Here is a 24,274-nt window from a genome sequence, read left to right as displayed (position 1 = left end):
ATTTAATTTCGCTTTGCTAGACTCGATAGCAATACGTCATATATTGAGAGTAGCAGCGATGAAAAAATTGACCTTACCAAAAGATTTTTTATGGGGTGGCGCGGTTGCGGCTCACCAGGTTGAAGGCGGCTGGGACAAAGGCGGTAAAGGGCCGAGTATCTGTGACGTGTTGACCGGTGGCGCTCACGGCGTGCCGCGCGAAATCACTCAGGAAGTGGTGGCAGGTAAATACTACCCTAACCATGACGCTATCGACTTCCATGGTCACTACAAAGAAGACATCAAACTGTTTGCCGAGATGGGGTTCAAGTGTTTCCGTACCTCTATCGCCTGGACTCGCATCTTCCCGAAGGGTGACGAAACGCAGCCTAATGAAGAGGGGCTGAAGTTTTACGACGACATGTTTGATGAGCTGCTTAAGTACAATATTGAGCCGGTGATCACCCTTTCCCATTTTGAAATGCCGCTGCATCTCGTACAGGAATACGGTGGCTGGACCAACCGTAACGTGGTCGATTTCTTTGTACGCTTCGCAGAAGTGGTCTTCGAGCGTTACAAGAGTAAGGTCAAATACTGGATGACCTTCAATGAAATCAATAACCAGCGTAACTGGCGTGCGCCACTTTTCGGTTACTGCTGCTCCGGCGTGGTCTATACCGAACATGATAACCCGGAAGAGACCATGTATCAGGTGCTGCACCATCAGTTCGTGGCCAGCGCCCTGGCGGTAAAAGCGGCGCGCCGCATTAACCCCGAAATGAAAGTCGGCTGCATGCTGGCGATGGTGGCGCTCTATCCGTTCTCCTGTAAACCCGAAGACGTGATGTTTGCCCAGGAATCCATGCGTGAACGCTATGTCTTTACCGACGTCCAGCTACGCGGTTACTACCCTTCCTACGTGCTGAACGAGTGGGGGCGTCGGGGCTTCGCCATCAAAATGGAAGCGGGCGATGAGCAGATCCTGCGTGAGGGCATCTGCGACTACTTAGGCTTCAGCTACTACATGACGAACGCCGTTAAAGCGGAAGGAGGTACCGGCGATGCTATCTCCGGTTTCGAAGGCAGTGTGCCAAACCCACACGTGAAAGCATCCGACTGGGGCTGGCAAATTGATCCGGTGGGCTTGCGTTATGCGCTGTGCGAACTGTACGAACGTTACCAGAAGCCGCTGTTCATCGTGGAAAACGGTTTTGGCGCCTACGATAAAGTGGAAGAGGACGGCAGCATCAACGACGACTACCGTATTGACTATCTTCGCGCGCACGTTGAAGAGCTGATTAAAGCCGTTACCTACGACGGAGTGGATTTGATGGGCTATACCCCGTGGGGTTGTATCGACTGTGTCTCTTTCACCACCGGTCAGTACAGCAAACGTTACGGCTTTATCTATGTGAACAAGCACGATGACGGTACGGGCGATATGTCACGTTCCCGAAAGAAAAGCTTCGAATGGTATAAAGGCGTGATTGCCAGCAACGGCGAGACGCTTTAATTTTTCCCGCCCTCTCCCCTATGCGGAGAGGGCCAGGGTGAGCTGTAAGGCTAATTCATTTCCCGCCTGCTAACTCAATAACACTCCCCGTCACGTACGACGCCTTCTCGCTTAGCAGCCAGACAATCGCTTGCGCCACCTCCAGCGCTAACCCGGTCGTCAGCGAATCCACTGCGCGTTTGGACGCCTAATCCACATACTCACCCGGCTCAAAAAGCCGGGTGGCAGCGTACGTTACGAAACCAACACGATTACTGGTATTCGCTCATCGGTATGCAGGAGCAGAACAGATTGCGGTCGCCGTACACATCATCAAGACGCTTCACGGTTGGCCAGTATTTGTTTGCCACGCCGGCCGGGAAGACCGCCAGCTCGCGGCTGTAACCGTGGTTCCACTCTGCTACCAGCTCATTCTGGGTGTGCGGCGCATTAACCAGTGGGTTGTCTGTAAGCGTCCACTCTCCATCCTGCACGCGGTCGATCTCCATGCGGATAGCCAGCATTGCATCGATAAAGCGGTCAAGCTCGGCTTTGCTTTCGGACTCCGTTGGCTCCACCATCAAGGTACCCGCGACCGGGAACGACATAGTTGGCGCATGAAAACCGTAGTCGATCAGACGCTTAGCGATATCCAGTTCACTAATGCCGCTCTGCTCTTTCAGCGGGCGAATATCCAGAATACATTCGTGCGCCACGCGACCATCGCGGCCGGTATAGAGCACCGGGAAGGCCGATTTCAGACGAGTCGCAATATAGTTAGCGTTCAGGATCGCCACCTGGCTTGCCTGCTTCAGGCCCTCTGCACCCATCATGCGAATATACATCCAGCTGATGGGCAGGATCGAGGCGCTACCGAACGGTGCCGCAGAAACCGCCCCCTGACGGGTCAGCATACCTTCAATCTGCACCACGCTGTGGCCCGGCACAAACGGCGCCAGGTGCGCTTTCACCCCGATAGGCCCCATACCCGGGCCGCCGCCGCCGTGCGGAATACAGAAGGTTTTGTGCAGGTTCAGGTGCGAGACGTCGGCGCCGATAAAGCCCGGCGAGGTGATACCGACCTGCGCGTTCATGTTCGCGCCGTCGAGATAAACCTGGCCGCCGAACTGATGCACCATTTCACACACTTCGCGGATTGTCTCTTCGTAAACGCCATGAGTCGACGGGTAGGTCACCATGATGCAGGAGAGTTTATTCCCCGCCTTTTCGGCTTTGGCACGCAGATCGATCAAATCGATATTGCCATTTTTATCGCAGGCAACCACCACCACTTCCATACCGGCCATCTGGGCAGACGCCGGGTTGGTGCCGTGCGCGGAGCTTGGGATCAGGCAAATATCACGGTGGCCTTCGTTACGGCTTTCGTGATAATGGCGGATAGCCAGCAGACCCGCGTATTCTCCCTGCGCGCCGGAGTTCGGCTGCATGCAGAGCGCGTCATAACCGGTCAGCTTCACCAGCCAGTCGGAGAGCTGGTTGATCATCAGGTGGTAACCTTCCGCCTGTTCAGCCGGACAGAACGGGTGCAGTTCGGAGAACTCAGGCCAGGTGATGGGGATCATCTCTGCCGCCGCGTTCAGCTTCATGGTGCAGGAGCCCAGCGGGATCATCGCCTGGTTCAGCGCCAGATCTTTGCGCTCCAGAGAGTGCATATAACGCATCATCTCGGTTTCGCTGTGATAGCGGTTGAATACCGGATGCGTGAGGATCGCGTCGTCACGCAGCATGCTGGCCTGCAGAGAAAGGCTGTCGAACGCCACCTCTTTATCGAGCGCGTCGATGTCCAGACCGTGCGCGTCGCCCAGCAGAACCTTAAACAGATTCAGAACATCTTCACGGGTGGTACTTTCGTCAAGCGTAATACCCACTGCGTTGTGGATATCGCTTCGCAGATTTATGTGTGCCGCATCAGCGCGGGCCAGCACGGCTGCTTTGTCGGCCACCTCAACGCACAGAGTGTCGAAATAGTATTCATGGCGCAGCTTGAGGCCTTTTTGCTGCAGGCCACAGGCCAGAATATCGGCCAGACGGTGAATGCGGCTGGCAATGCGTTTCAGTCCAGCCGGGCCATGGAATACGGCATACAGGCTGGCGATGTTCGCCAGCAGTACCTGCGAAGTACAAATATTGGAGTTCGCTTTCTCGCGGCGGATATGCTGCTCGCGGGTCTGCATTGCCATACGCAGCGCGGTGTTACCGGCAGCATCTTTTGATACTCCGATAATACGCCCAGGCATGGAGCGTTTGAATTCATCTTTCGCAGCAAAGAAAGCTGCGTGTGGGCCACCGTAGCCCATCGGTACGCCGAAGCGTTGCGCAGAGCCGAATACGATATCCGCGCCCTGTTTGCCTGGTGCGGTTAGTAGCACCAGCGCCATAAAATCAGCCGCTACGCTAACGATCACCTTACGGGATTTCAGTTCGGCCATCAGCGCACGGTAATCGTGTACTTCACCGGTTGTGCCCACCTGCTGTAGCAACACGCCAAAGACGTCCTGGTGATCCAGCACGTTGGCCGCATCGTCCACCAGCACCTCAAAACCAAAGGTTGCCGCGCGGGTGCGCACCACGTCCAGTGTTTGGGGATGGACGTCCGCCGCCACGAAGAAACGGTTCGCATTTTTCAGCTTACTCACGCGCTTAGCCATCGCCATCGCTTCGGCTGCCGCGGTAGCTTCGTCCAGCAGGGAAGCGGAAGCGATGTCCAGACCGGTCAGATCCAGCGTCACCTGCTGAAAGTTCAGCAGCGCTTCCAGACGGCCCTGAGACACTTCCGGCTGATACGGGGTGTAAGCGGTGTACCAGCCCGGATTTTCCAGCATATTGCGCAAAATAACCGGCGGTAACTGCACGTGGGTGTAACCCATGCCAATGTAAGACTTATAGCGCTTGTTGAGACCGGCGATCGCCTTCAGCTCCGCCAGGGCCGCGAATTCCGTGGTGGCTTTAGCTACCTGAGGCGGTGTGGCAAGCTGGATATCGTGTGGCACGATCTGGCCTGTCAGTGCGTTTAATGAATCCGCGCCAACTGTCTTCAGCATCTCCAGCTGTTGCTGAGCGTCCGGCCCAATATGACGTTCAATGAAGGCGCCACGGTTTTCAAGCTGGCTTAAAGTCTGTGTCATGAGCGATGGTTCCTGAAACGTGCAGTGAATGTGTTTTTTCTCCCTCTCACCTTTGGTGAGAGGGAGAAGGTTTACTCGTCTTCTAACAGCGCTGCGTATGCGGTCGCATCCAGCAGCGCGGCAACCTGTGCTTCGTCGCTGGCTTTGATCTTAAAGATCCAGCCGCCTTCATACGGCTCACTGTTCACCAGTTCCGGCGAATCGCTCAGCGCATCGTTTACGGCAACAATTTCACCGCTGACGGGTGCATAGATGTCTGAAGCCGCTTTGACGGACTCAGCCACGGCGCAGTCATCACCCGCGCTAACGGTCGTGCCCACGTCGGGCAGGTCAACAAACACCATGTCGCCCAGCAGCTCTTGCGCATGCTCGGTGATCCCGACGGTGTAAGTGCCGTCCATCTCTTTGCGCAGCCACTCGTGTTCTTTGCTGTATTTCAGTTCTGCTGGCACATTGCTCATTGAAGTTCTCCTGATAAAAATGATTAAGCGACCGGCTTACCGGCGCGAACAAAAATCGGTTTAGTCACGTTGACCGGCATTTCTCGGTTGCGGATCTGCACCACCGCCTTTTCGCCAATGCCCGTCGGAACACGCGCCAGGGCAATACTGTAGCCCAGCGTCGGAGAGAAGGTTCCGCTGGTGATCACGCCTTCGCGAGGGTTGCCGTGCGCATCGGTAAAACGCACCGGCAGCTCGCCGCGCAGGACGCCTTTTTCTTTCATCACCAGGCCAACCAGCTGTTCAGTGCCTTTTTCACGCTGCATTTCCAGCGCTTCACGGCCAATAAACTCGCGGTCTGCAGGTTCCCATGCGATGGTCCAGCCCATATTCGCGGCCAACGGAGAAACGCCTTCGTCCATCTCCTGACCGTAAAGGTTCATGCCCGCTTCCAGACGCAGCGTATCGCGCGCGCCCAGGCCGGCTGGCTTGACGCCCTCCGCCGCCAGGGCACGCCAGAAATCAGCCGCTTTTTCATTCGACATGGCAATTTCGTAACCCGCTTCACCGGTATAGCCAGTGGTCGCGATAAACAGGTCGCCCGCCTGCACGCCGAAGAATGGCTTCATGCCTTCGGTGGCTTTACGCTGCTCGTCGCTGAAAAGCGAGGCTGCTTTTGCCTGCGCGTTTGGCCCCTGCACGGCGATCAGCGCCAGGTCATCACGCACGGTGATGTCGATGGCGTAGGGTTCAGCGTGTTGGGTTATCCAGGAGAGGTCTTTTTCACGGGTGGCGGAATTGACAACGAGGCGGAAAAAATCTTCGGTGAAGTAGTAGGTGATAAGGTCATCAATCACCCCGCCGGAGGCATTTAGCATGCCGGTATAGAGCGCTTTACCCGGCGTTTTCAGTTTTGCGACATCATTGGCCAGCAGATAACGCAAAAACTCCCGAGTGCGGCTACCGCGCAGATCGACAATTGTCATGTGGGAGACGTCGAACATGCCGGCATCGGTGCGCACCGCGTGGTGCTCATCGATTTGCGAGCCATAGTGCAGCGGCATCATCCAGCCGTGGAAGTCCACCATGCGGGCGCCGCATAACACGTGTTGTTCATACAAAGGAGTCTGTTGAGCCATCTTTTCCTCGTTGAATAAGCGGGGCTAACGTGCGTTTCGCACACAGAAATGGGCACGAAACCCGGCGGCGGCGTAACCTTAGGACGTCGACGCAAACGTTCTCTTTAACCTGAACTTACCATCGAAACTGGCGATTAACCATAAGGTAAAACAGGTCATCACATTAGCTTATGACCAAAAAACCCTATGGAGCCTACAGAGTTATTCACTGGCAAACTGCGATTAAGCCCGCATAAAATTAACATGAGTACAACATTATCAGCATGCAATGATATTTCATGTGGGAAAACGGGCGTAATTTCTGCACCCTGAATATGACAGGATTAGATTATCTAATGCGAAAATAGAGGTGGGATTAGAATATTTCAAACGAGCGCAGTTTCCCGGCGCAAAGGCCGGGAAAATAAAATGTGATGGAGATCGATATTAGCGCAGCCAGTCCGGGAGATCGTTAAGACCCATCGCCTGACGAAGGAGCTGAGGTTTCACTCCGGGGAGGGTATCGGCGAGTTTGAGACCAATATCGCGCAGCAGTTTTTTCGCCGGATTATCCCCGGCAAACAGCTCGCGAAATCCCTGCATACCCGCCAGCATCATCACCGCACTGTGTTTGCGGCTACGCTCGTAGCGACGTAGATAGAGTTGTTGGCCAATGTCTTTGCCTTCACGGTGCAAACGACGCAGCTCAGCAACCAGTTCAGCCGCATCCATAAAACCGAGATTAACGCCCTGCCCGGCCAGCGGGTGGATGGTATGTGCCGCATCGCCCACCAGCGCGAGGCGGTGCGCCGCAAACTGACGTGCGTAACGCCCGGTTAACGGGAACACCAGACGCTCGCTTTCAAGCGTGCACAGCCCCAGGCGGTTATCAAAGGCGAGGCACAGCGCCTGGCTAAACGCCCCCGGCGTAACGTCCTGCATCAGTTGCGCTTTTTCAGGCACCAGAGACCAGACAATTGAGCACAGGTGCGGATCGCTTAACGGCAGGAACGCCAGAATGCCGTCGTTGTGGAATATCTGCCGCGCAACGCCGCCGTGGGGTTCTTCAGTACGGATCGTCGCCACTATCGCGTGATGCTGATAATCCCAGAAGGTCAGCGCAATATCCGCCTTGTTACGCAGCCAGGAGTTCGCACCATCGGCGCCCACCACCAGACGGGCGGTCATCATGTCGCCGCTTTGCAGGGTAATAAACGCTTCGTTTTCACCCCACGCGACCTGCTGGACCTGCGCGGGCGCTATCAGCGTAACATCGCTACAGGACTGGGCTTTTTGCCACAGCGCAGAGTGAATCACCGCGTTTTCAACGATGTGTCCCAGATGGCTGTAACCCATGCTTTCATCATCAAAAGCAATGTGACCAAAGCTGTCTTTATCCCACACCTCCATCCCGTGATAGCAGCTGGCACGTTGCGCCAGGATATCTGACCAGACGCCTATACGCGTCAGCAGCTTTTCACTGGCCGCATTGATCGCCGAAACCCGCAGTTCCGGTGGCGCGTCATGCGCTACGGGCTGAGGCTGTTTCTGCTCCAGAACGGCCACGCGCAGGCCGCTGCTCTGTAATCCACAGGCCAGCGCCAGTCCAACCATTCCGCCGCCAACAATGGCGACATCAACATTTTGCACGATGATAACTCCTTAACGCGCGACCCAGCCGAGGGTCCGCTGCGCCAGCACATCACGTGCCGGAATGAATAACTCCATCGCCATTAGCCCGAGGTTGCGGCCCGCAACCAACGGTGCCCAGCGATTGGCAAACAGATGCACCAGCCCATCCGTTACCCCAATGGTCGCCTCTTTATCGGCCTGGCGTCGCTTCTGATACTGGCTTAGCATTGAATACGCGCCACACTCTTTTTGCTCACGCCACGCCAGCGCCAGGGACTCGGCCAGGCTCATGACGTCGCGTAAGCCAAGATTAAAACCTTGACCAGCAATCGGGTGTAAAGTCTGCGCGGCATTGCCAACCAGCACCACACGATGAGAGATAGACTGGGATGCAGTCGTCAGTGATAGCGGGTAGACCGAACGTTTACCCGCATGGGTAATCTTCCCCAGCCGCCAGCCGAAAGCTTTCTGTAGCTCGTTACAAAAACGTTCATCAGACCAGGAGCGTACCTCCTCGGCTTTCTCCTGTGAATGGCACCACACCAGCGAGCAGCGGCCTTCTGACATCGGCAACATCGCCAGCGGGCCATGCGGGGTGAAGCGCTCAAACGCCCTGCCGTTGTGCGCACCCGCCGTGGATACGTTCGCCGTTACGGCCACCTGACCATAGGGCTGTGAGCGCCATTCCACCCCGCACCGTGTGCCGAGCGCAGAGCGTGAACCATCCGCTGCGACCAGAAGCTGGCCTTCAAGGATAGTTCCGTTTTCCAGGGTCACGCTGACCGCGTCTTCACTGCGGCTGACGCTGGCGACGCGCGCCGGGCAATGTAACGTTATGCCCGGCGCCGCCTGCAGGAGGCGGAACAGGCGCAACCCGACATCATGCAGTTCAACGACACACCCTAGCGCATCAATACGATAATCCCGGGCGTCCAGGGTGACGAAGCCGGCGTGGCCACGATCGCTGACGTGAACGGTGTTTATTGCCGTCGCGCAGTCGGCAATCGCCTGCCAGATGCCAATGCGCGCGAGCTGGTGGCATGTCCCCTGCGCCAGCGCGATGGCGCGGGCATCGAACCCCGGGTGGTCGGCTGCCCATGGCGCAACAGCTTCCACCAGATGCACCGGGAGTTTTCCGTTCGTCAAATGCGAAATAGCCAGTGCCAGGGTAGCGCCGGTCATACCGCCGCCCACGATGATCACGCTCATGCGCGTGCCGCTGCCATCAGCGCCTCAATGTCGTCGGCTTTTTTCACGACGGATGCGGTCAGGTTTTCATTGCCGGTTGCGGTTATCACGATGTCATCTTCTATACGAATGCCAATCCCGCGGTAGGCTTCCGGCACGTCGGCATCGGGAGCGATGTACAGCCCGGGTTCAACGGTTATCACCATGCCGGGTTCAAGTACGCGCGAACGTTCAACCCCGTACGCCCCCACATCGTGGACATCCAGCCCCAGCCAGTGGCTCAGGCCGTGCATGAAGTACGGGCGATGGGCATTTTCGGTTATAAGACTATCGACATCCCCTTTCAGGATGCCGAGTTTAACCAGCCCCGAAATCATGATCCGCACCACTTCCCCTGTCACTTCCTGAATGGACGTTCCAGGACGATACAGGGCTAGCGCAGTTTCGAGAGATTCAAGCACGATGTCATAAATCTCGCGCTGAGCGGGCGAAAATTTACCGTTAACCGGGAAGGTTCGGGTGATATCACCCGCATAACCGAGGTATTCGCATCCAGCGTCAATCAGGACAAGTTCGCCCTCTCGCAGTTCACTTTCGTTTTCGGTGTAATGCAGAATGCAGCCATTTACACCGCCGCCGACAATGGTGTTGTAAGACGCAAAGCGTGCGCCGTGACGGGTAAATTCGTGATGTATTTCGCCTTCAAGCTGGTATTCAAACATATCCGGGCGACATTTTTCCATCGCGCGGGTATGCGCCAGGGCGCTGATTTCTCCCGCGCGGCGCAGCACGTTAAGCTCTTCTTCAGACTTGAACAGGCGCATTTCATGCACCACCGGACGCCAGTCCGTCAGCGTAGCGGGCGCAGACAAGTTCTGGCGCGAACCTTTACGCAGTTTATCCAGCGCGGTGAAGACAATCTCATCGGCATACGCATATTCGCCCTGCGCATGATAGAGCACGCCAAGGCCGTTAAGTAGCTGATATAATTGTTGATTTATTTCACTGAACGCCAGCGCGCGGTCAACGCCGAGCGTCGCTGGCGCTGCCTCTTGTCCTAAGCGGCGGCCAAACCAGATTTCGGCAGTGAGATCGCGAACACGATTGAAAATCACGCTGTGGTTGTGGGTGTCATTGCTTTTAATCAGCACCAGTACCGCTTCCGGTTCGTTAAACCCGGTGAAGTACCAGAAATCACTGCTCTGGCGATAGGGATATTCACTGTCGGCGCTGCGCGTGACTTCAGGGGCGGCAAAGATCAGCGCGGCGCTTCCCGGCTGCATTTTTGCCAATAGCGCCTGACGACGGCGAGAATACTCTTGACTCGAGATAACCATGACACCCTCCTGTGCGTTATTTTTCTTAATGTAAGGTCGGCTTGCGGACTTCCGGCGCGGTGGGCTGCGAGCGCGTAAAGGTATCGTGGCACAACAGAGACGCCACGCGTACGTACTCGATAATCTCTTCGAGAGACATTTCCAGCTCTTCCTGGTCTTCGTCCTCGTCGTAGCCAAGTTGTGCGATGTTACGCAGATCGTCAATTGCTTCACCCGCTTCGCCCGTTACTTTATCAAGCTTCGGCTGAGATACGCCAAGACCCAGCAAATAATGGTTTACCCAACCTGCGAGCGCATCAGCGCGATCGAAGACGCTGACGTCCTCGCCTTCAGGGAGATAAAGCTGAAAAAGAAAGCCATCGTCTTCAAGCGAATCGCTGGTTGTGGCGTGCATTTTACGCAGCGCTTCCGCCAGCTCGTGACCAAATGCCAGGCCTTCGTTTGTCAGGTCATGAAGCAGCGGCTGCCATGAGCTATCGCTGTTTCCACCGCACAGCATGCCACTGATCAGACCGTGCATTTCGGCAGGGGTTAACCCCACTCCCTGCTGGTTCAGTAACTGGTTTAAATCTTTGTAACCAGGCATTTCGTTCTGTTTAGACATGAGCATTCGTCATCAAAGGGGGAATATTCATGATATGCTACCACTTTGGACCCTGGTGATACCAGAAAAGGGCTTGTATCTTCACATCAGGGTAGCTATAGTGTCGCCCCTTCGCAGCCCCCAGGGCAGTGAGCGAAGGCCGCGCAGTCAATCAGCAGGAAGGTGGCATGTCTGCACAACCCGTCGATCTCCAGATTTTTGGCCGTTCACTGCGAGTGAATTGTCCGCCTGAACAAAGGGATGCTTTGAATCAGGCTGCGGACGATTTGAATCAGCGGTTGCAAGATCTTAAAGAACGCACTAGAGTCACAAATACTGAGCAGCTGGTGTTTATCGCCGCGTTGAACATCAGCTACGAACTGACTCAGGAAAAAGCGAAAACTCGCGAGTACGCGGCAAGCATGGAGCAGCGCATTAAAATGCTCCAGCAGACCATTGAACAGGCGTTGCTTGATCAAGGTCGCCATCCCGAAAGACCGGGACCAAAGTTTGAATAACACTTCTCAGTTGACTATGGTAGAGTAACTGGGAAGACAAAATTTCTCTGAGATGTTCGCAAGCGGGCCAGTCCCCTGAGCCGATATTTCATACCACAAGAATGTGGCGCTCCATGGTTGGTGAGCATGCTCGGTCCGTCCGAGAAGCCTTAAAACTATGACGACACATTCACCTTGAACCAAGGGTTCAAGGGTTACAGCCTGCGGCGGCATCTCGGAGATTCCCTCTCTTTTCTTCTACCGACTACCATGACTCTACTTTCTGAAGTTTCTGCTTCACGCAAGGACATCCGTCAGTTAATCCGTAAACGTCGTCGTGCGTTAACCCCCGAACAGCAAGCCCATTTTGCCCAACAGGCCGCGGGGCGAATGATGGCCTATCCGCCCGTGGTGATGGCGAAAACCGTCGCCCTGTTTTTGTCGTTTGACGGCGAGCTGGATACCCAACCGCTGATCGAACAACTCTGGCGCACCGGGAAAAAGGTGTATCTGCCCGTACTGCATCCGTTCAGTAAAGGGAACCTGCTGTTTTTGCATTACCACCCGCACAGCGAACGGGTGGTCAATCGTCTGAAAATCACCGAACCCAAACTCGACGTCCGCGACGTGCTGCCGCTGTCCGGGCTGGAGGTATTAATTACGCCGCTGGTAGCCTTCGATAAACAAGGCCAGCGTCTGGGAATGGGCGGCGGTTTTTACGACAGGACGCTGCAAAACTGGCAGCAGCACGGCTTACAGCCGGTGGGATATGCGCATGATTGCCAGTGCGTAGACACATTGCCGACTGAGAGCTGGGATGTGCCGCTACCAGCGGTGGTGACGCCATCAACGCTGTGGGAATGGCGTTAAAACGGTAACCCCAGTTACCGTTTTTTTATATTCCGCAAAAGTTTCAGTAAAGCAGACGCGCGCGAATGGTTCCCGGGATCGCCTTCATGCTCAGCAGCGCTTTCTCGGCCACTTCTTCATCCGCCTCGATATCAATCACTACGTAGCCCATCTGCGAGTTGGTTTGCAGATACTGCGCGGCAATGTTGACACCCTGTTCGGCAAAGATCTGGTTGATGGCGGTCAGCACGCCTGGACGGTTTTCATGGATATGCAGTAAACGGCGACCGCCGTGCAGGGGGAGTGAAACCTCCGGGAAGTTTACCGCTGAGAGTGTAGAACCGTTGTCGGAATATTTGCTCAGCTTACCCGCCACTTCCAGGCCGATGTTCTCCTGCGCTTCCTGAGTCGACCCCCCTATGTGCGGCGTCAGGATCACGTTGTCGAACTCGCACAGTACAGAGGTAAAAGGATCGCTGTTGGTTGCAGGCTCCGTCGGGAACACGTCAATGGCCGCCCCCGCAAGGTGCTTACGCTTAAGCGCATCCGCCAGCGCCGGAATATCTACAACCGTGCCGCGCGCGGCGTTGATCAGCAGTGAACCCGGCTTCATCAGGGCCAGTTGTTCCGCACCCATCATGTTTTTGGTGGAGGCATTTTCCGGCACGTGCAGGCTAACCACGTCGCTCATGTTCAGCAGGTCTGAGAGATGTTGTACCTGGGTGGCATTACCAAGCGGCAGCTTGTTTTCAATGTCATAGAAGAAAACATGCATACCGAGGGATTCAGCCAGAATACCCAGTTGCGTACCAATGTGACCGTAACCGATAATCCCCAGTTTTTTACCACGGGCTTCAAACGAACCGGATGCCAGCTTGTTCCACACGCCACGGTGCGCTTTGGCGTTAGCTTCAGGAATGCCGCGCAACAGCAGCAGCAGTTCGCCAATTACTAACTCCGCCACGGAACGGGTGTTGGAGAAAGGGGCGTTAAAGACCGGGATACCGCGTTTGGCGGCGGCATTCAGATCAACCTGGTTGGTGCCAATACAGAAACAGCCGATAGCAACCAGTTTTTCCGCCGCCGCGATAACGTCTTCAGTCAGTTGGGTACGGGATCGAAGGCCAATGAAGTGGGCATCGCGGATGGACGCTTTCAGCTCTTCAGTATCCAGCGCGCCTTTGTGAAATTCGATATTGGTGTACCCTGCTGCGCGAAGGTTATCGAGCGCTTTCTGATGCACCCCCTCGACCAGCAGGAATTTAATCTTGTCTTTCTCCAGTGATACCTTTGCCATTTACCCGACCCTGTTTTGTCTGAACTGATGTTGTGCTGGATATAAATCCGCTGTAGCCAACATATCAAAAAAAACTATTGCAGCAATATGAACGTTTGCGTCGGCACTCTGAAGAGAAGTCATACATGGCAAAATGACAGAGGAAAATGCTGTGTAATTTTACAAACGTGGCAGGATCGGCAAAAGAGGCTCAAAAACGTGATACAAGTCACCGAATTTAGCTTTTCAAAATTTTTTTAACGGGGGGTGTGCGCCCCCCAACAGATCATTTTACGATAGTTTTCACGCCATCAGCGGTACCGATCAGCGCTACATCCGCGCCACGGTTGGCAAATAGACCTACGGTCACAACGCCAGGAATGCCGTTAATGGTATTTTCCAGCGCAATGGCGTCGAGAATTTCCAGACCATGCACGTCAAGGATCACGTTTCCGTTATCGGTAAGCACGCCCTGGCGATATTCCGGGCGACCGCCGAGTTTGACCAGTTCACGCGCCACAGCACTGCGCGCCATTGGGATGACCTCTACCGGCAGCGGGAAGTTACCAAGAATATTTACCTGTTTGGAGGCATCGGCGATACAGATGAACTTGTCCGCAACGGAGGCAATGACCTTTTCACGGGTCAGCGCCGCACCACCGCCTTTGATCATCTGCATATGGCCGTTGATTTCATCCGCGCCATCAACATAAATTCCGAGACGGTCCACTTCATTGAGATCGAAAACGGTAATACCAAGGCTTTTCAGCTTTTCCGTGGACGCATCGGAGCTTGAAACCGCACCCTCGATCTGCCCCTTCATCGTGCCCAGCGCATCGATAAAGTGTGCCGCCGTTGACCCTGTACCCACACCGACAAGGGTACCCGGTTGTACGTACTGGAGAGCGGCCCATCCTACTGCTTTTTTCAGTTCATCCTGCGTCATGATCGTTTTGCCTGTGGTGTGAAAACTTACGGCGCATTATAGAACACGTCGGATGGATTTCGTCTGCCACGGAGGGAAAATTGTGTCATAGTGCAGATTAAGCAAAATTAAGGAGTAAGCCAGAGTAATGAAACGTCCGGACTACAGAACACTACAGGCACTTGATGCGGTTATTCGTGAACGAGGTTTTGAGCGGGCGGCGCAGAAGCTTTGTATTACTCAGTCCGCCGTGTCACAGCGCATCAAACAGCTTGAAAATATGTTCGGGCAGCCGCTGCTGGTGCGTACCGTTCCCCCTCGCCCAACCGAGCAAGGGCAAAAGCTCCTCGCGCTGCTGCGCCAGGTTGAACTGCTCGAGGACGAATGGCTGGGTGATGAACAGACCGGCTCCACGCCGCTGCTGCTGTCGCTGGCGGTGAACGCCGACAGTCTGGCAACCTGGCTGCTGCCCGCCCTCGCGCCGGTACTGGCCGACTCCCCTATCCGCCTGAATTTGCAGGTGGAAGATGAAACCCGTACCCAGGAACGTCTGCGTCGTGGCGAAGTGGTCGGCGCGGTCAGTATCCAGCCACAGGCGCTGCCAAGCTGCCTGGTGGATCAGTTAGGCGCGCTGGATTATCTGTTTGTTGGCTCAAAAGCCTTTGCCGAGCGTTATTTCCCCAATGGCGTGACCCGCGCCGCGCTGCTTAAGGCTCCGGCCGTCGCCTTCGACCATCTCGACGATATGCATCAGGCCTTCCTGCAGCAAAATTTTGACCTGCCGCCGGGCAGCGTGCCGTGTCATATCGTGAACTCGTCGGAAGCCTTTGTGCAGCTCGCACGACAGGGCACCACCTGCTGCATGATCCCGCATCTGCAGATTGAGAGAGAGTTGAAAAGCGGCGAGCTTATCGATTTAACTCCGGGTCTGTACCAGCGCCGGATGCTTTACTGGCACCGCTTTGCGCCAGAAAGCCGTATGATGCGCAATGTTACCGACGCACTGTTGGCCTTTGGGCATAGAGTGTTGAGACAGGATTGAAAGATGAATCCCCTCTCCGGGGGGAGAGGGTGAGGGCAAATTACGGCGCCTTTGCCGCCTCGGTTTGTTGTCCTTGAGCCGGATCCAGCTCGAATACCACATCAACCTGATCGTCGAACTGAATAGTCGGCTGCTCATAGGTTTCCTGAGCAGAAACCGGAGCTGCATCCGCCTTCATCATACGCACCATTGGGCTTGGCTGGTAATTGGAAACGTGGTAGCGCACGCTGTACACTGGGCCGAGCTTGCCGTTAAAGCCAGCAGCCAACTGCTGCGCCTGGTGGATTGCATCATCAATTGCTGCTTTACGCGCTTCGTCTTTGTACTTCTCCGGTTGCGCAACGCCCAGCGAGACGGAACGAATTTCATTCAGGCCCGCCTTCAGGGCGCCATCCAGCAACGAATTCAGCTTATCAAGCTGGCGTAACGTCACCTCAACGGTGCGCACAGCACGATAGCCTTTAAGGATACTTTTGCCGTTCTGGTAATCGTAGTCGGGTTGAGTGCGCAGGTTAGCAGAGCTGATATCTTTTTTAGCGACACCATTCTGTTCCAGGAAAGAGAGATATTGCGCAACACGCTCGTCAGCCTGCTTCTTGGCGGAAGCGGCGTCTTTCGCTGCAACGTTCACTTCAATTGCCAGCGTTGCAACGTCCGGTACCGCGTCCACGCTTGCGGTGCCTGAAGTGACGATGTGCGGGCCATTCGGCAGTTCGTTCGCCTGCACCGACACCGCACCTAAACTTACTAATGCCGTCAGGGCCATCACCTTAAACTTCACTGTCAATCCTCCATGTTGCGAAGAGTGCCCCATTAACAGAGCGCATGCCAGCAAGCTTAGCGCTTCTTGCTCAGTTGTCCATAAGACAAGGATTAGTTGAACAATCCCTGAACATGATGGATACCCTCTTTTGCCAGTTGAAGCGCGATAAACCACATCACCAGCCCCACCAGAGTACTGATGATACGCTGGGCTTTGGCGGTGCGCAGACGGGGTGCCAGCCAGGCAGCCAGAATGGCGAGGCCGAAGAACCAGAGGAAGGATGCGCTGACCGTGCCGAGCGCAAACCAGCGTTTGGGTTCAACATCAAGCTGCCCGCCAAGGCTTCCCAGTACCACGAAGGTATCAAGATAAACGTGCGGGTTAAGCCAGGTCACCGCCAGCATAGTGACAATGATTTTCCAGCGCCCCTGCTTCATAACGTCGGAACTTGCCAGTTCAAGATTGCTGCTGATGGCCGTTTTCAGTGCGCCAAACCCATACCACACCAGGAAGGCCACGCCGCCCCAGGTCACCAATGCCAGCAGCCACGGCGATTGCATCAGCAACGCGCTTCCGCCAAAAATCCCGGCGCAAATCAGTAACAGATCACTCACCGCGCACAGCAGGGCAATCATCAGATGATACTGGCGACGGATCCCCTGGTTCATCACGAAGGCGTTTTGCGGTCCGAGAGGGAGGATCATAGCCACCCCTAGTGCAAGCCCTTGAAAATAATAGGATAACATGAACAAAATCTCACAAAGCTGTCTGTAGACAAGACTATACTGCGAGACGTTTATTAGAGGAAATGGATAATATTAATTGGGGATTAGCGTAGCTTATGAATAAGCCCGGTAACAGTAGCGTCTACCGGGCCTGCAAGAATGGCGATTACTCGGCTTCTTTCACCTTTTTAACGTTAACGTCCATCTGTGGATAGGGGAAGCTGATACCGTTGGCGTCAAAATCGCGTTTAATACGCTCCAGTACATCCCAGTAAACGTTTTGCAGATCACTACTTTTACTCCAGATACGCACCACGAAGTTGATCGAGGACGCACCCAGTTCATTCAGACGCACGGTCTGCTCTTTGTCTTTCAGTATGCGCTCGTCAGACTCAATGATGGTGGTAAGCAGCGACTTCACCTGATCGATATCTGAGTCATATGCCACGCTGATAATCAGCTCATTACGACGCACCGGCTCGCGCGAAAAGTTGATGATATTACCTGCGATAATTTTGCCGTTCGGTACTACCACAATACGGCCGTCGACGGTACGCAGAGTGGTTGAGAAAATCTGCACCTGCAGTACGGTTCCGGCAATGCCTCCCAGATCCACATACTCACCTGAGCGGAACGGGCGGAAAGTCACCAGCAGTACGCCAGCCGCCAGGTTCGAGAGCGACCCCTGCAGCGCCAGACCAATGGCCAGACCGGCTGCACCCAGCACCGCAATAACGGACGCCGTTTGTACGCCTACACGCCCCAGCGCCGCAATCAGGGTAAAAGCGATAATCCCATAGCGCACCAGCGCGGAGAGGAAGTCGGCGACAGTCGCATCAATATGACGCGTGAGCAGAACGCGGTTGAATGCGTTAGAGACGATACGCGCCACAATCATCCCCACGATGATGATCGCGATTGCCGCCACAATATTTACCGCATAACTGAGCAGCAATGCCTGGTTGCGCACCAGCCAGGTTCCCGCGTTGTTGATACCATCTACTACACCGAGATCGTCCATTCATCCATCCTTATGCTAAACCAAATCACGAAAATCCATCCCCCATGGAGACAGGCAGGTAAGTAAAGGGTAAACAAAAAGCGCCGATATTGCCAAACAGATCACAAAAACGTAGGGAGCAGGCCATTGAAAAAGCGTAAAAAAAGGCCCGCGATTGCGGACCTTTCCGAGGCATTTAACGACTCAAATTACAGAACGTCAACCGCGTTCAGCTCTTTGAAAGCCTGCTCCAGACGAGCGATCATTGAAGTCTGTGCAGCGCGCAGCCAGACGCGTGGATCGTAGTATTTCTTGTTCGGCTGGTCTTCGCCTTTCGGGTTGCCCAGCTGACCCTGCAGGTAAGCTTCGTTGGTTTTGTAGTACTGCAGGATACCGTCCCATGTTGCCCACTGGGTATCGGTATCGATGTTCATTTTCACTACGCCGTAGCTTACGGAGTCTTTGATTTCCTGGGCAGAAGAACCGGAACCGCCGTGGAAGACGAAGTTCAGGCTGTTGTGCGGCAGGTTGTGTTTCTTAGACACGTATTCCTGAGAATCACGCAGGATGGTTGGGGTCAGGACCACGTTACCAGGTTTGTACACGCCGTGCACGTTACCGAACGAGGCGGCAATGGTGAAACGTGGGCTGATTTTGCTCAGCTCGCTGTAAGCGTAATCAACGTCTTCTGGCTGAGTATACAGGGCAGAAGCGTCCATGTGGCTGTTGTCCACGCCGTCTTCTTCACCACCGGTGCAGCCCAGTTCGATTTCCAGAGTCATGCCCATTTTGGCCATGCGCGCCAGGTATTGAGAACAGATCTCAATGTTTTCGTGCAGTGACTCTTCAGACAGGTCGATCATGTGAGAAGAGAACAGTGGCTTACCGGTAGCCGCGAAGTGCTTTTCACCCGCATCCAGCAGACCGTCGATCCACGGCAGCAGTTTCTTCGCACAGTGGTCTGTGTGCAGGATAACCGGAACACCGTAATGTTCAGCCATCTGGTGAACGTGGTGCGCACCTGAGATTGCGCCGAGGATCGCCGCTCCCTGAGGCACGTCAGTTTTCACGCCTTTACCTGCGATAAACGCAGCGCCACCGTTGGAGAACTGAACGATAACCGGAGCTTTAACTTTTGCAGCGGTTTCCAGTACGGCGTTGATAGAGTCGGTGCCCACGCAGTTTACTGCGGGCAGTGCGAAGTTGTTTTCTTTAGCTACCTGGAACACTTTCTGTACGTCATCACCAGTGATAACGCCAGGTTTTACGAAATCAAAAATTTTAGACATGTTGCTGAGTCCTGTATCTTCGGCCGTTAGAAAAGGTGCGTGCTCTTATAAGCGCGCTGAAAGTTGGGCAGGTAACCCTGCCCTTAAATGGCTTACTTCTTAGCGCGCTCTTCGAGCATTGCTACTGCTGGCAGTACTTTGCCTTCCACGAACTCGAGGAATGCGCCGCCGCCAGTGGAGATGTAGGAGATCTTGTCAGAGATACCGAACAGGTCGATTGCTGCCAGGGTATCACCGCCGCCTGCGATAGAGAACGCGTCGCTGTCTGCGATAGCATTAGCTACGATTTCAGTCCCTTTGCGGAAGTTCGGGAATTCGAACACGCCAACAGGACCGTTCCACAGGATCGTTTTTGCGTTTTTCAGGATTTCAGCCAGTTTCTCTGCAGACGCATCACCCAGGTCCAGAATCTGCTCTTCATCTTTGATGTCGTTTACAGATTTCAGGGTCGCGGTAGCCGTTTCGGAGAACTCGGTTGCTACGCGAACGTCACTTGGGACCGGGATATCGCAGGTGGTCAGCAGGCGTTTCGCTTCGTCAACCAGGTCTGCTTCGTACAGAGATTTACCAACATTATGGCCTTGAGCCGCAACGAAGGTGTTGGCGATACCGCCGCCCACAATCAACTGGTCAGCGATTTTTGACAGGGAATCCAGAACGGTCAATTTGGTGGACACTTTAGAACCACCAACAATAGCGACCATTGGACGAGCAGGTTCTTTCAGTGCTTTACCCAGGGCTTCCAGTTCATCAGCCAGCAGAGGGCCTGCACAGGCGACGTCGGCGAATTTACCGATACCGTGAGTTGACGCCTGCGCACGGTGCGCAGTACCGAATGCATCCATAACAAACACGTCGCACAGTGAAGCGTATTTTTTGGACAGCGCTTCGTCGTCTTTCTTTTCGCCTTTGTTGAAGCGAACGTTTTCCAGAACCACCAGCTCACCGGCAGCCACCTCAACGCCGTCCAGGTAATCTTTTACCAGGCGCACCGGGCTGGACAGTTTGTCTTTCAGGTAATTAACAACCGGCAGCAGAGAAAACTCTTCGTTGTACTCGCCTTCGGTTGGACGACCCAGGTGGGAGGTTACCATCACTTTAGCGCCCTGCTTCAATGCCAGTTCGATGGTTGGCAGAGATGCACGGATACGCGCGTCACTGGTCACTTTGCCATCTTTAACCGGTACGTTCAGATCGGCACGGATGAAAACGCGTTTACCTGCCAGATCCAGATCGGTCATCTTAATTACAGACATGGTGAATCCTCTCGTTGATTCTTAAAGTTTTGCAGACGCACAATGCGTCTTACCTGAAACCTTGAGCGGCCATTGCTAACGTGGTGTCGAGCATTCGGTTAGCAAAGCCCCATTCGTTATCACACCAGACCAGCGTCTTGATAAGGTGTGCACCACTTACTCGCGTTTGCGTGCCATCGACGATGGCGCTGTGCGGGTCGTGGTTAAAATCTACTGAGACCAACGGTAATTCCGTATAGTCAACTATACCATGAAATGCACCCTGTGCCGCTTTTTGCAGCAACAGGTTGACTGCGCTGGCTTTTACCGGTTTTTTTACCGTCACGCTGAGGTCAATTGCGGTGACGTTAAGGGTCGGTACGCGCACCGCAATGGCTTCGAAACGGTCGTTGAACTGCGGAAAAATGCGAGTGATCCCGGCAGCCAGTTTGGTATCGACCGGAATGATCGACTGACTCGCCGCGCGAGTGCGTCGCAAATCCGGATGATAGGCGTCGATAACCTGCTGATCGTGCATGGCGGAGTGAATCGTAGTCACGGTACCGGATTCAATGCCATACGCATCGTCTAACAGTTTAATGACCGGAATAATGCAGTTGGTGGTACAGGAGGCGTTAGAAACAATGCGGTGTTGGGCCTGCAGCTCATGCTGGTTGACGCCGAACACGACGGTGGCATCAAGGTCTTTGCTGCCGGGATGGGAGAACAAGACTTTCTTTGCGCCTGCAGCAAGATGCGCTTCGCCATGTTCCCGGTTACCATACACGCCAGTACAGTCCAGCACCACATCCACACCCAGTTCACGCCACGGCAGCCCTTCAATGCAGCTTTCATGCAGCACGCGGATCGCGTCGTCACCGACAAACAGCCGATCGCGTTCCTGGCGAACGTCCCAGGCAAAGCGTCCGTGGCTGGTGTCATATTTCAGTAAATGCGCCATGCCCGCAGCATCCGCCAGTTCATTGATTGCCACCACGGTCATTTCCGCACGACGCCCGGATTCATACAAAGCACGAACCACGTTGCGCCCAATGCGACCGAAGCCATTAATCGCTACGCGTACGGTCATAGATCTCCTGCAAAGCTATCCCTGAATTGAGGTGGCTGAAAGAGTAATCCAGCGACGCCCTCAGGGGAATCTTTGCTGTCACAAACTGCGATTGATTGGTCATTTGTCGAACATTTAATCGACTGAAACGCTTCAGCAAGAATAAGCGAAACGCGGAATAAAAGGAATGGGTGTCCAGCGCAATACGCACGCTATATGATGTTCGTCACATTTTTTTGGAATAATCGGCCCGTTTAGCCTGGGAGATGGGTGAGTGAACTGCCCGGAAAGCGTTCTCCCGGGCAGAAGGCAAAATCAATCAGTAATAGAAGATGCCGTGCGGGACGGTCAATGCAGCGACGAGCGTTTTGCTGCCGTCGACGACCTGGTAAACTTTAATGCTGTCGTCTACGTGGACCACGACACTGTTATCAGTATAGTAGTAGACTCTCTGAGCACCGCTGTAGCCGCAAGTCATATTTTGCGTCACACATTTACCCGTTTTTTGGGTGTCGGCTCGGGCCACAAATTGATCGTTAAGATAAATCTCGTACCGGGAGTCAGCATAGCCATCCATCATCAACTGAATCGCGTTTGTCACCGAAGGTCCGTCAGCAATATAGACATCTTTTAACTGCCCACTCTCATCAAACACCGCATGTCCGAGCATTTCTCTCGTCACTGTTTTTGACGCGTCGATGTATTCTTTATCTCCATCCTGACGAACAACGGAAATAAGATCGCCCTCATTAATGGTCAGATCGTTGGTGATCACTGTGACTGTTTTTCCATCACTACGAAACTCACCGTTTGTCATTTTACCCTTATTAAGGGTCGCTACGGAGCGGTCATTCAAGCGAATATCGAACACGCCATTCTGGAAATCGCTTAACGCCATTTCAGCCTGAATGCCCGGATACATAATAAAGCGCGCGGAAGCGTCATCAAAAACCAATCCTTTTGACGCACCAAGATTCAGGTTCAGATAAGAGACGACGTTAGTTTGATCGCCTTCATCGCCGCTATCATCACCGTCATCGGTGTCATCGCTGTCCTTCTGGATCAAGGTACTGACGATTTTACCCAGCGTATGGTCACTGGAATCACCGCTAATATCCCAGATAATGGCACCGCCAAAGCCCTGGTCTTTGATGTAATTGACCTTATCAGTGATTGACGCTTCGTCATCATAGGTCAGGAATTCTTTGGTACGGGCATTGTAGAGATAAGGTACGTGCGATTCTGAATCCCAGTAACGAGTGTAATCACCGCTGGCGAGTTTTTGTTGCAGCACATAGAACGGATTAGTACCGGTAAACTGATCTTCATCATCCCAGGCGCCATGAACCGTTGCGCTACCCGCAGCAAACAGACCTGGAAGGCCTTTTACGATTTCGGTCGGCTCGACATCGCCCCAACCGCGGCCATAGAAAGGAACCCCCATCGTCAGTTTATTCTTTGGAACACCCCACGTTGTCACATACTCATTCATTGCAGCGGCGACATTGAATTTCTGATCCTGATCTTTGCTGTTCGCGAACAACGGCGCGTTATGGCCGGTGGTAGAATCGAATGCGCCGTGAATGTCATAGGCCATCACGTTGACAGAATCGAGTAATGACGTCGTCACCGCTGGGTTGATATACCCCATATTCTTATGGTTTACCGTAACTGCGGCAGAGAGCTGGTAATAGGTATCGTTCTGTTTGCCCAATGCGTCCAGCTTATTACGCAGACTGGTGATAAGATTGGTAAACTGTGTTTTTTCAACGCTGGTATCAGGATATTCCCAGTCGATATCTACCCCATCGAATTTCCACTCGACGACGTAATCCACAATACTTTGCGCCAGCTTTTCGACGCCTTCAGGCGTTGCCGTTGCTGCTTCAAAAACGCCCTCTTCCGAGTTAGTCCAGCCACCTACTGATAAAATATTTTTCACCCCTGCCTGTTTACTGGCATTGGCTATTTCTTTCATCAACTGCGGACCTTTCTCAGTATCATGCGTAATGACTACCCCATTTTTCACCACACCGAACGCGTAGGTTAAATGGGTTAATTGATCCCAGGCAATTTTATCGGTGGTGAAGAAATTGTGGGCTTCGTAAACGCCCCACTCAGGATAATAGCCATACACTTTTATCTGTTTAGCCACTTTGTCTTTCTGAGCGCTCTGATAATCATCTGCCTGCTGCCCCGTCCATGGGGTGAAGTTATAGGTGGCAATGACATTCTCTTCGAGCCGTGTTGCCGCCCCCTTTAACCATACCGCGTTACTGCCTGGCATTTCACCTGGGTTGGCCCACCATTGGTTGGTCCAGTAATAGCCGTTATAACGAACTTTCGTATTTGGCGTGCCGTAGCTTTGCGTGCTGTCATAGAGCGGGGTAGACATAACATCCGCCAGCTTATTGGCAACGATAACTTTCTCGGTTCCCGGGAAGTCGTCATTAGTTCCGGCAGTAGTGCCGTCACTCACCACCAGTTCAAGCCAGCTTTCACCGTTATCCGTTGAACGCATCAGCGCGTTACTGTAGGTTCCTTCTATTCTGTTGGTATCATCATTTGCTTTTAACTCAGCCAGTACACTTGCTGAAAACAAACACGACGTAACCGCCAACGCAATTATCGATGGTTTTAGTTTCATACAATATCCTTATCTGTTAAAAGAAAGCATTAATAAATATAA

20 protein-coding genes, 1 other RNA gene and 1 pseudogene are annotated in these 24,274 nt (G+C 54.0%); 5 read left to right on the top strand and 17 right to left on the bottom strand.

All coding sequences use genetic code 11. The features are described 5' to 3' along the window. Positions 1-58: 58 nt before the first annotated feature. Positions 59-1,492 carry a 6-phospho-beta-glucosidase gene (locus NL510_RS05055; RefSeq protein ID WP_253382135.1) on the top strand — a complete coding sequence of 478 codons (1,434 nt, stop codon included), beginning with the start codon at positions 59-61 and terminating at the stop codon, positions 1,490-1,492. A 55-nt stretch (positions 1,493-1,547) separates the two neighbouring features. On the opposite strand, the pseudogene NL510_RS05050 reads toward NL510_RS05055, so the two are convergent. From NL510_RS05050 to NL510_RS05015, 8 genes and pseudogenes are all read right to left on the bottom strand, one after another. Further along, positions 1,548-1,730, bottom strand: a pseudogene (locus tag NL510_RS05050) (SDR family oxidoreductase); the annotation flags it as partial. 13 nt (positions 1,731-1,743) lie between these two features. Next, positions 1,744-4,617, bottom strand: coding sequence for an aminomethyl-transferring glycine dehydrogenase (gene gcvP, locus NL510_RS05045; protein ID WP_253382133.1), 2,874 nt, complete (start codon positions 4,615-4,617; stop codon positions 1,744-1,746). A gap of 71 nt (positions 4,618-4,688) precedes the next feature. Continuing rightward, positions 4,689-5,078, bottom strand: a complete 390-nt coding sequence (gene gcvH, locus NL510_RS05040; RefSeq protein ID WP_253382131.1) for a glycine cleavage system protein GcvH — start codon at positions 5,076-5,078, stop codon at positions 4,689-4,691. A 23-nt stretch (positions 5,079-5,101) separates the two neighbouring features. After that, complete coding sequence (gene gcvT / locus NL510_RS05035) at positions 5,102-6,196, bottom strand: glycine cleavage system aminomethyltransferase GcvT (RefSeq protein WP_253382129.1); 1,095 nt, start codon at positions 6,194-6,196, stop codon at positions 5,102-5,104. A 426-nt stretch (positions 6,197-6,622) separates the two neighbouring features. Further along, entirely contained in the window at positions 6,623-7,825 is a 1,203-nt protein-coding gene (gene ubiI, locus NL510_RS05030) for an FAD-dependent 2-octaprenylphenol hydroxylase (protein ID WP_253382127.1), read from the bottom strand. 12 nt (positions 7,826-7,837) lie between these two features. Further along, complete coding sequence (ubiH, locus tag NL510_RS05025) at positions 7,838-9,016, bottom strand: 2-octaprenyl-6-methoxyphenyl hydroxylase (RefSeq protein WP_253382125.1); 1,179 nt, start codon at positions 9,014-9,016, stop codon at positions 7,838-7,840. After that, positions 9,013-10,326, bottom strand: a complete 1,314-nt coding sequence (gene pepP, locus NL510_RS05020; protein WP_253384753.1) for a Xaa-Pro aminopeptidase — start codon at positions 10,324-10,326, stop codon at positions 9,013-9,015. The genes ubiH and pepP overlap by 4 nt, the downstream gene beginning before the upstream one ends. 31 nt (positions 10,327-10,357) lie before the next feature. After that, entirely contained in the window at positions 10,358-10,936 is a 579-nt protein-coding gene (locus NL510_RS05015; RefSeq protein WP_253382123.1) for a YecA/YgfB family protein, read from the bottom strand. A gap of 167 nt (positions 10,937-11,103) precedes the next feature. Here NL510_RS05015 and zapA point away from each other — a divergent pair, with 167 nt between their 5' ends. From zapA to NL510_RS05000, 3 genes are all read left to right on the top strand, one after another. After that, complete coding sequence (zapA, locus tag NL510_RS05010; RefSeq protein ID WP_253382121.1) at positions 11,104-11,433, top strand: cell division protein ZapA; 330 nt, start codon at positions 11,104-11,106, stop codon at positions 11,431-11,433. Positions 11,434-11,474: 41 nt separating this feature from the next. After that, a non-coding RNA gene (ssrS, locus tag NL510_RS05005) (6S RNA) lies at positions 11,475-11,658 on the top strand. 24 nt (positions 11,659-11,682) lie between these two features. Next, entirely contained in the window at positions 11,683-12,282 is a 600-nt protein-coding gene (locus NL510_RS05000) for a 5-formyltetrahydrofolate cyclo-ligase (protein WP_253382119.1), read from the top strand. Between the two features lie 43 nt (positions 12,283-12,325). Here the strand turns inward: NL510_RS05000 and serA are convergent, their stop codons facing one another. Then, positions 12,326-13,558, bottom strand: a complete 1,233-nt coding sequence (gene serA / locus NL510_RS04995; protein WP_253382117.1) for a phosphoglycerate dehydrogenase — start codon at positions 13,556-13,558, stop codon at positions 12,326-12,328. 265 nt (positions 13,559-13,823) lie between these two features. Further along, positions 13,824-14,483, bottom strand: coding sequence for a ribose-5-phosphate isomerase RpiA (gene rpiA / locus NL510_RS04990; protein WP_253382115.1), 660 nt, complete (start codon positions 14,481-14,483; stop codon positions 13,824-13,826). Between the two features lie 127 nt (positions 14,484-14,610). Between rpiA and argP the strand changes: the two genes are divergently transcribed. Continuing rightward, positions 14,611-15,504, top strand: a complete 894-nt coding sequence (argP, locus tag NL510_RS04985) for a DNA-binding transcriptional regulator ArgP (RefSeq protein ID WP_253382113.1) — start codon at positions 14,611-14,613, stop codon at positions 15,502-15,504. Between the two features lie 40 nt (positions 15,505-15,544). Here the strand turns inward: argP and NL510_RS04980 are convergent, their stop codons facing one another. From NL510_RS04980 to NL510_RS04950, 7 genes are all read right to left on the bottom strand, one after another. Then, a complete protein-coding gene (locus tag NL510_RS04980) occupies positions 15,545-16,285 on the bottom strand; it encodes an oxidative stress defense protein (RefSeq protein ID WP_253382111.1) in 741 nt (246 codons plus the stop codon). A gap of 92 nt (positions 16,286-16,377) precedes the next feature. Beyond that, on the bottom strand, positions 16,378-17,013 hold the full coding sequence (gene argO, locus NL510_RS04975) for an arginine exporter ArgO (protein ID WP_253382109.1): 636 nt from the start codon (positions 17,011-17,013) through the stop codon (positions 16,378-16,380). Between the two features lie 145 nt (positions 17,014-17,158). Further along, entirely contained in the window at positions 17,159-18,013 is an 855-nt protein-coding gene (locus NL510_RS04970) for a small-conductance mechanosensitive channel MscS (RefSeq protein ID WP_253382107.1), read from the bottom strand. 188 nt (positions 18,014-18,201) lie between these two features. After that, positions 18,202-19,281 carry a class II fructose-bisphosphate aldolase gene (gene fbaA / locus NL510_RS04965; protein ID WP_253382105.1) on the bottom strand — a complete coding sequence of 360 codons (1,080 nt, stop codon included), beginning with the start codon at positions 19,279-19,281 and terminating at the stop codon, positions 18,202-18,204. Between the two features lie 92 nt (positions 19,282-19,373). Next, positions 19,374-20,537 (bottom strand): phosphoglycerate kinase, encoded by a 1,164-nt coding sequence (gene pgk, locus NL510_RS04960; protein ID WP_253382103.1) that lies wholly within the window; start codon positions 20,535-20,537, stop codon positions 19,374-19,376. 49 nt (positions 20,538-20,586) lie between these two features. Further along, complete coding sequence (gene epd, locus NL510_RS04955) at positions 20,587-21,606, bottom strand: erythrose-4-phosphate dehydrogenase (RefSeq protein ID WP_253382101.1); 1,020 nt, start codon at positions 21,604-21,606, stop codon at positions 20,587-20,589. 298 nt (positions 21,607-21,904) lie between these two features. After that, complete coding sequence (locus tag NL510_RS04950) at positions 21,905-24,232, bottom strand: glycoside hydrolase family 18 protein (RefSeq protein ID WP_253382099.1); 2,328 nt, start codon at positions 24,230-24,232, stop codon at positions 21,905-21,907. Between the last annotated feature and the right edge of the window lie 42 nt (positions 24,233-24,274).

Origin of the sequence: unidentified bacterial endosymbiont, assembly GCF_918797525.1 — a bacterium.
GTDB lineage: Bacteria > Pseudomonadota > Gammaproteobacteria > Enterobacterales > Enterobacteriaceae > Enterobacter.
This window is presented reverse-complemented; position numbering and strand designations above follow the sequence as displayed.

What these genes read in the sequence shown, in the direction of transcription:
- NL510_RS05055 (WP_253382135.1), top strand. Translation starts at nt 59, where the DNA reads ATGAAAAAATTGACCTTACCAAAAGATTTTTTATGGGGTGGCGCGGTT.
- gcvP (WP_253382133.1), bottom strand. Translation starts at nt 4,617, where the DNA reads ATGACACAGACTTTAAGCCAGCTTGAAAACCGTGGCGCCTTCATTGAA.
- gcvH (WP_253382131.1), bottom strand. Translation starts at nt 5,078, where the DNA reads ATGAGCAATGTGCCAGCAGAACTGAAATACAGCAAAGAACACGAGTGG.
- gcvT (WP_253382129.1), bottom strand. Translation starts at nt 6,196, where the DNA reads ATGGCTCAACAGACTCCTTTGTATGAACAACACGTGTTATGCGGCGCC.
- ubiH (WP_253382125.1), bottom strand. Translation starts at nt 9,016, where the DNA reads ATGAGCGTGATCATCGTGGGCGGCGGTATGACCGGCGCTACCCTGGCA.
- NL510_RS05015 (WP_253382123.1), bottom strand. Translation starts at nt 10,936, where the DNA reads ATGTCTAAACAGAACGAAATGCCTGGTTACAAAGATTTAAACCAGTTA.
- zapA (WP_253382121.1), top strand. Translation starts at nt 11,104, where the DNA reads ATGTCTGCACAACCCGTCGATCTCCAGATTTTTGGCCGTTCACTGCGA.
- NL510_RS05000 (WP_253382119.1), top strand. Translation starts at nt 11,683, where the DNA reads ATGACTCTACTTTCTGAAGTTTCTGCTTCACGCAAGGACATCCGTCAG.
- serA (WP_253382117.1), bottom strand. Translation starts at nt 13,558, where the DNA reads ATGGCAAAGGTATCACTGGAGAAAGACAAGATTAAATTCCTGCTGGTC.
- rpiA (WP_253382115.1), bottom strand. Translation starts at nt 14,483, where the DNA reads ATGACGCAGGATGAACTGAAAAAAGCAGTAGGATGGGCCGCTCTCCAG.
- argP (WP_253382113.1), top strand. Translation starts at nt 14,611, where the DNA reads ATGAAACGTCCGGACTACAGAACACTACAGGCACTTGATGCGGTTATT.
- argO (WP_253382109.1), bottom strand. Translation starts at nt 17,013, where the DNA reads ATGTTATCCTATTATTTTCAAGGGCTTGCACTAGGGGTGGCTATGATC.
- NL510_RS04970 (WP_253382107.1), bottom strand. Translation starts at nt 18,013, where the DNA reads ATGGACGATCTCGGTGTAGTAGATGGTATCAACAACGCGGGAACCTGG.
- fbaA (WP_253382105.1), bottom strand. Translation starts at nt 19,281, where the DNA reads ATGTCTAAAATTTTTGATTTCGTAAAACCTGGCGTTATCACTGGTGAT.
- pgk (WP_253382103.1), bottom strand. Translation starts at nt 20,537, where the DNA reads ATGTCTGTAATTAAGATGACCGATCTGGATCTGGCAGGTAAACGCGTT.
- epd (WP_253382101.1), bottom strand. Translation starts at nt 21,606, where the DNA reads ATGACCGTACGCGTAGCGATTAATGGCTTCGGTCGCATTGGGCGCAAC.
- NL510_RS04950 (WP_253382099.1), bottom strand. Translation starts at nt 24,232, where the DNA reads ATGAAACTAAAACCATCGATAATTGCGTTGGCGGTTACGTCGTGTTTG.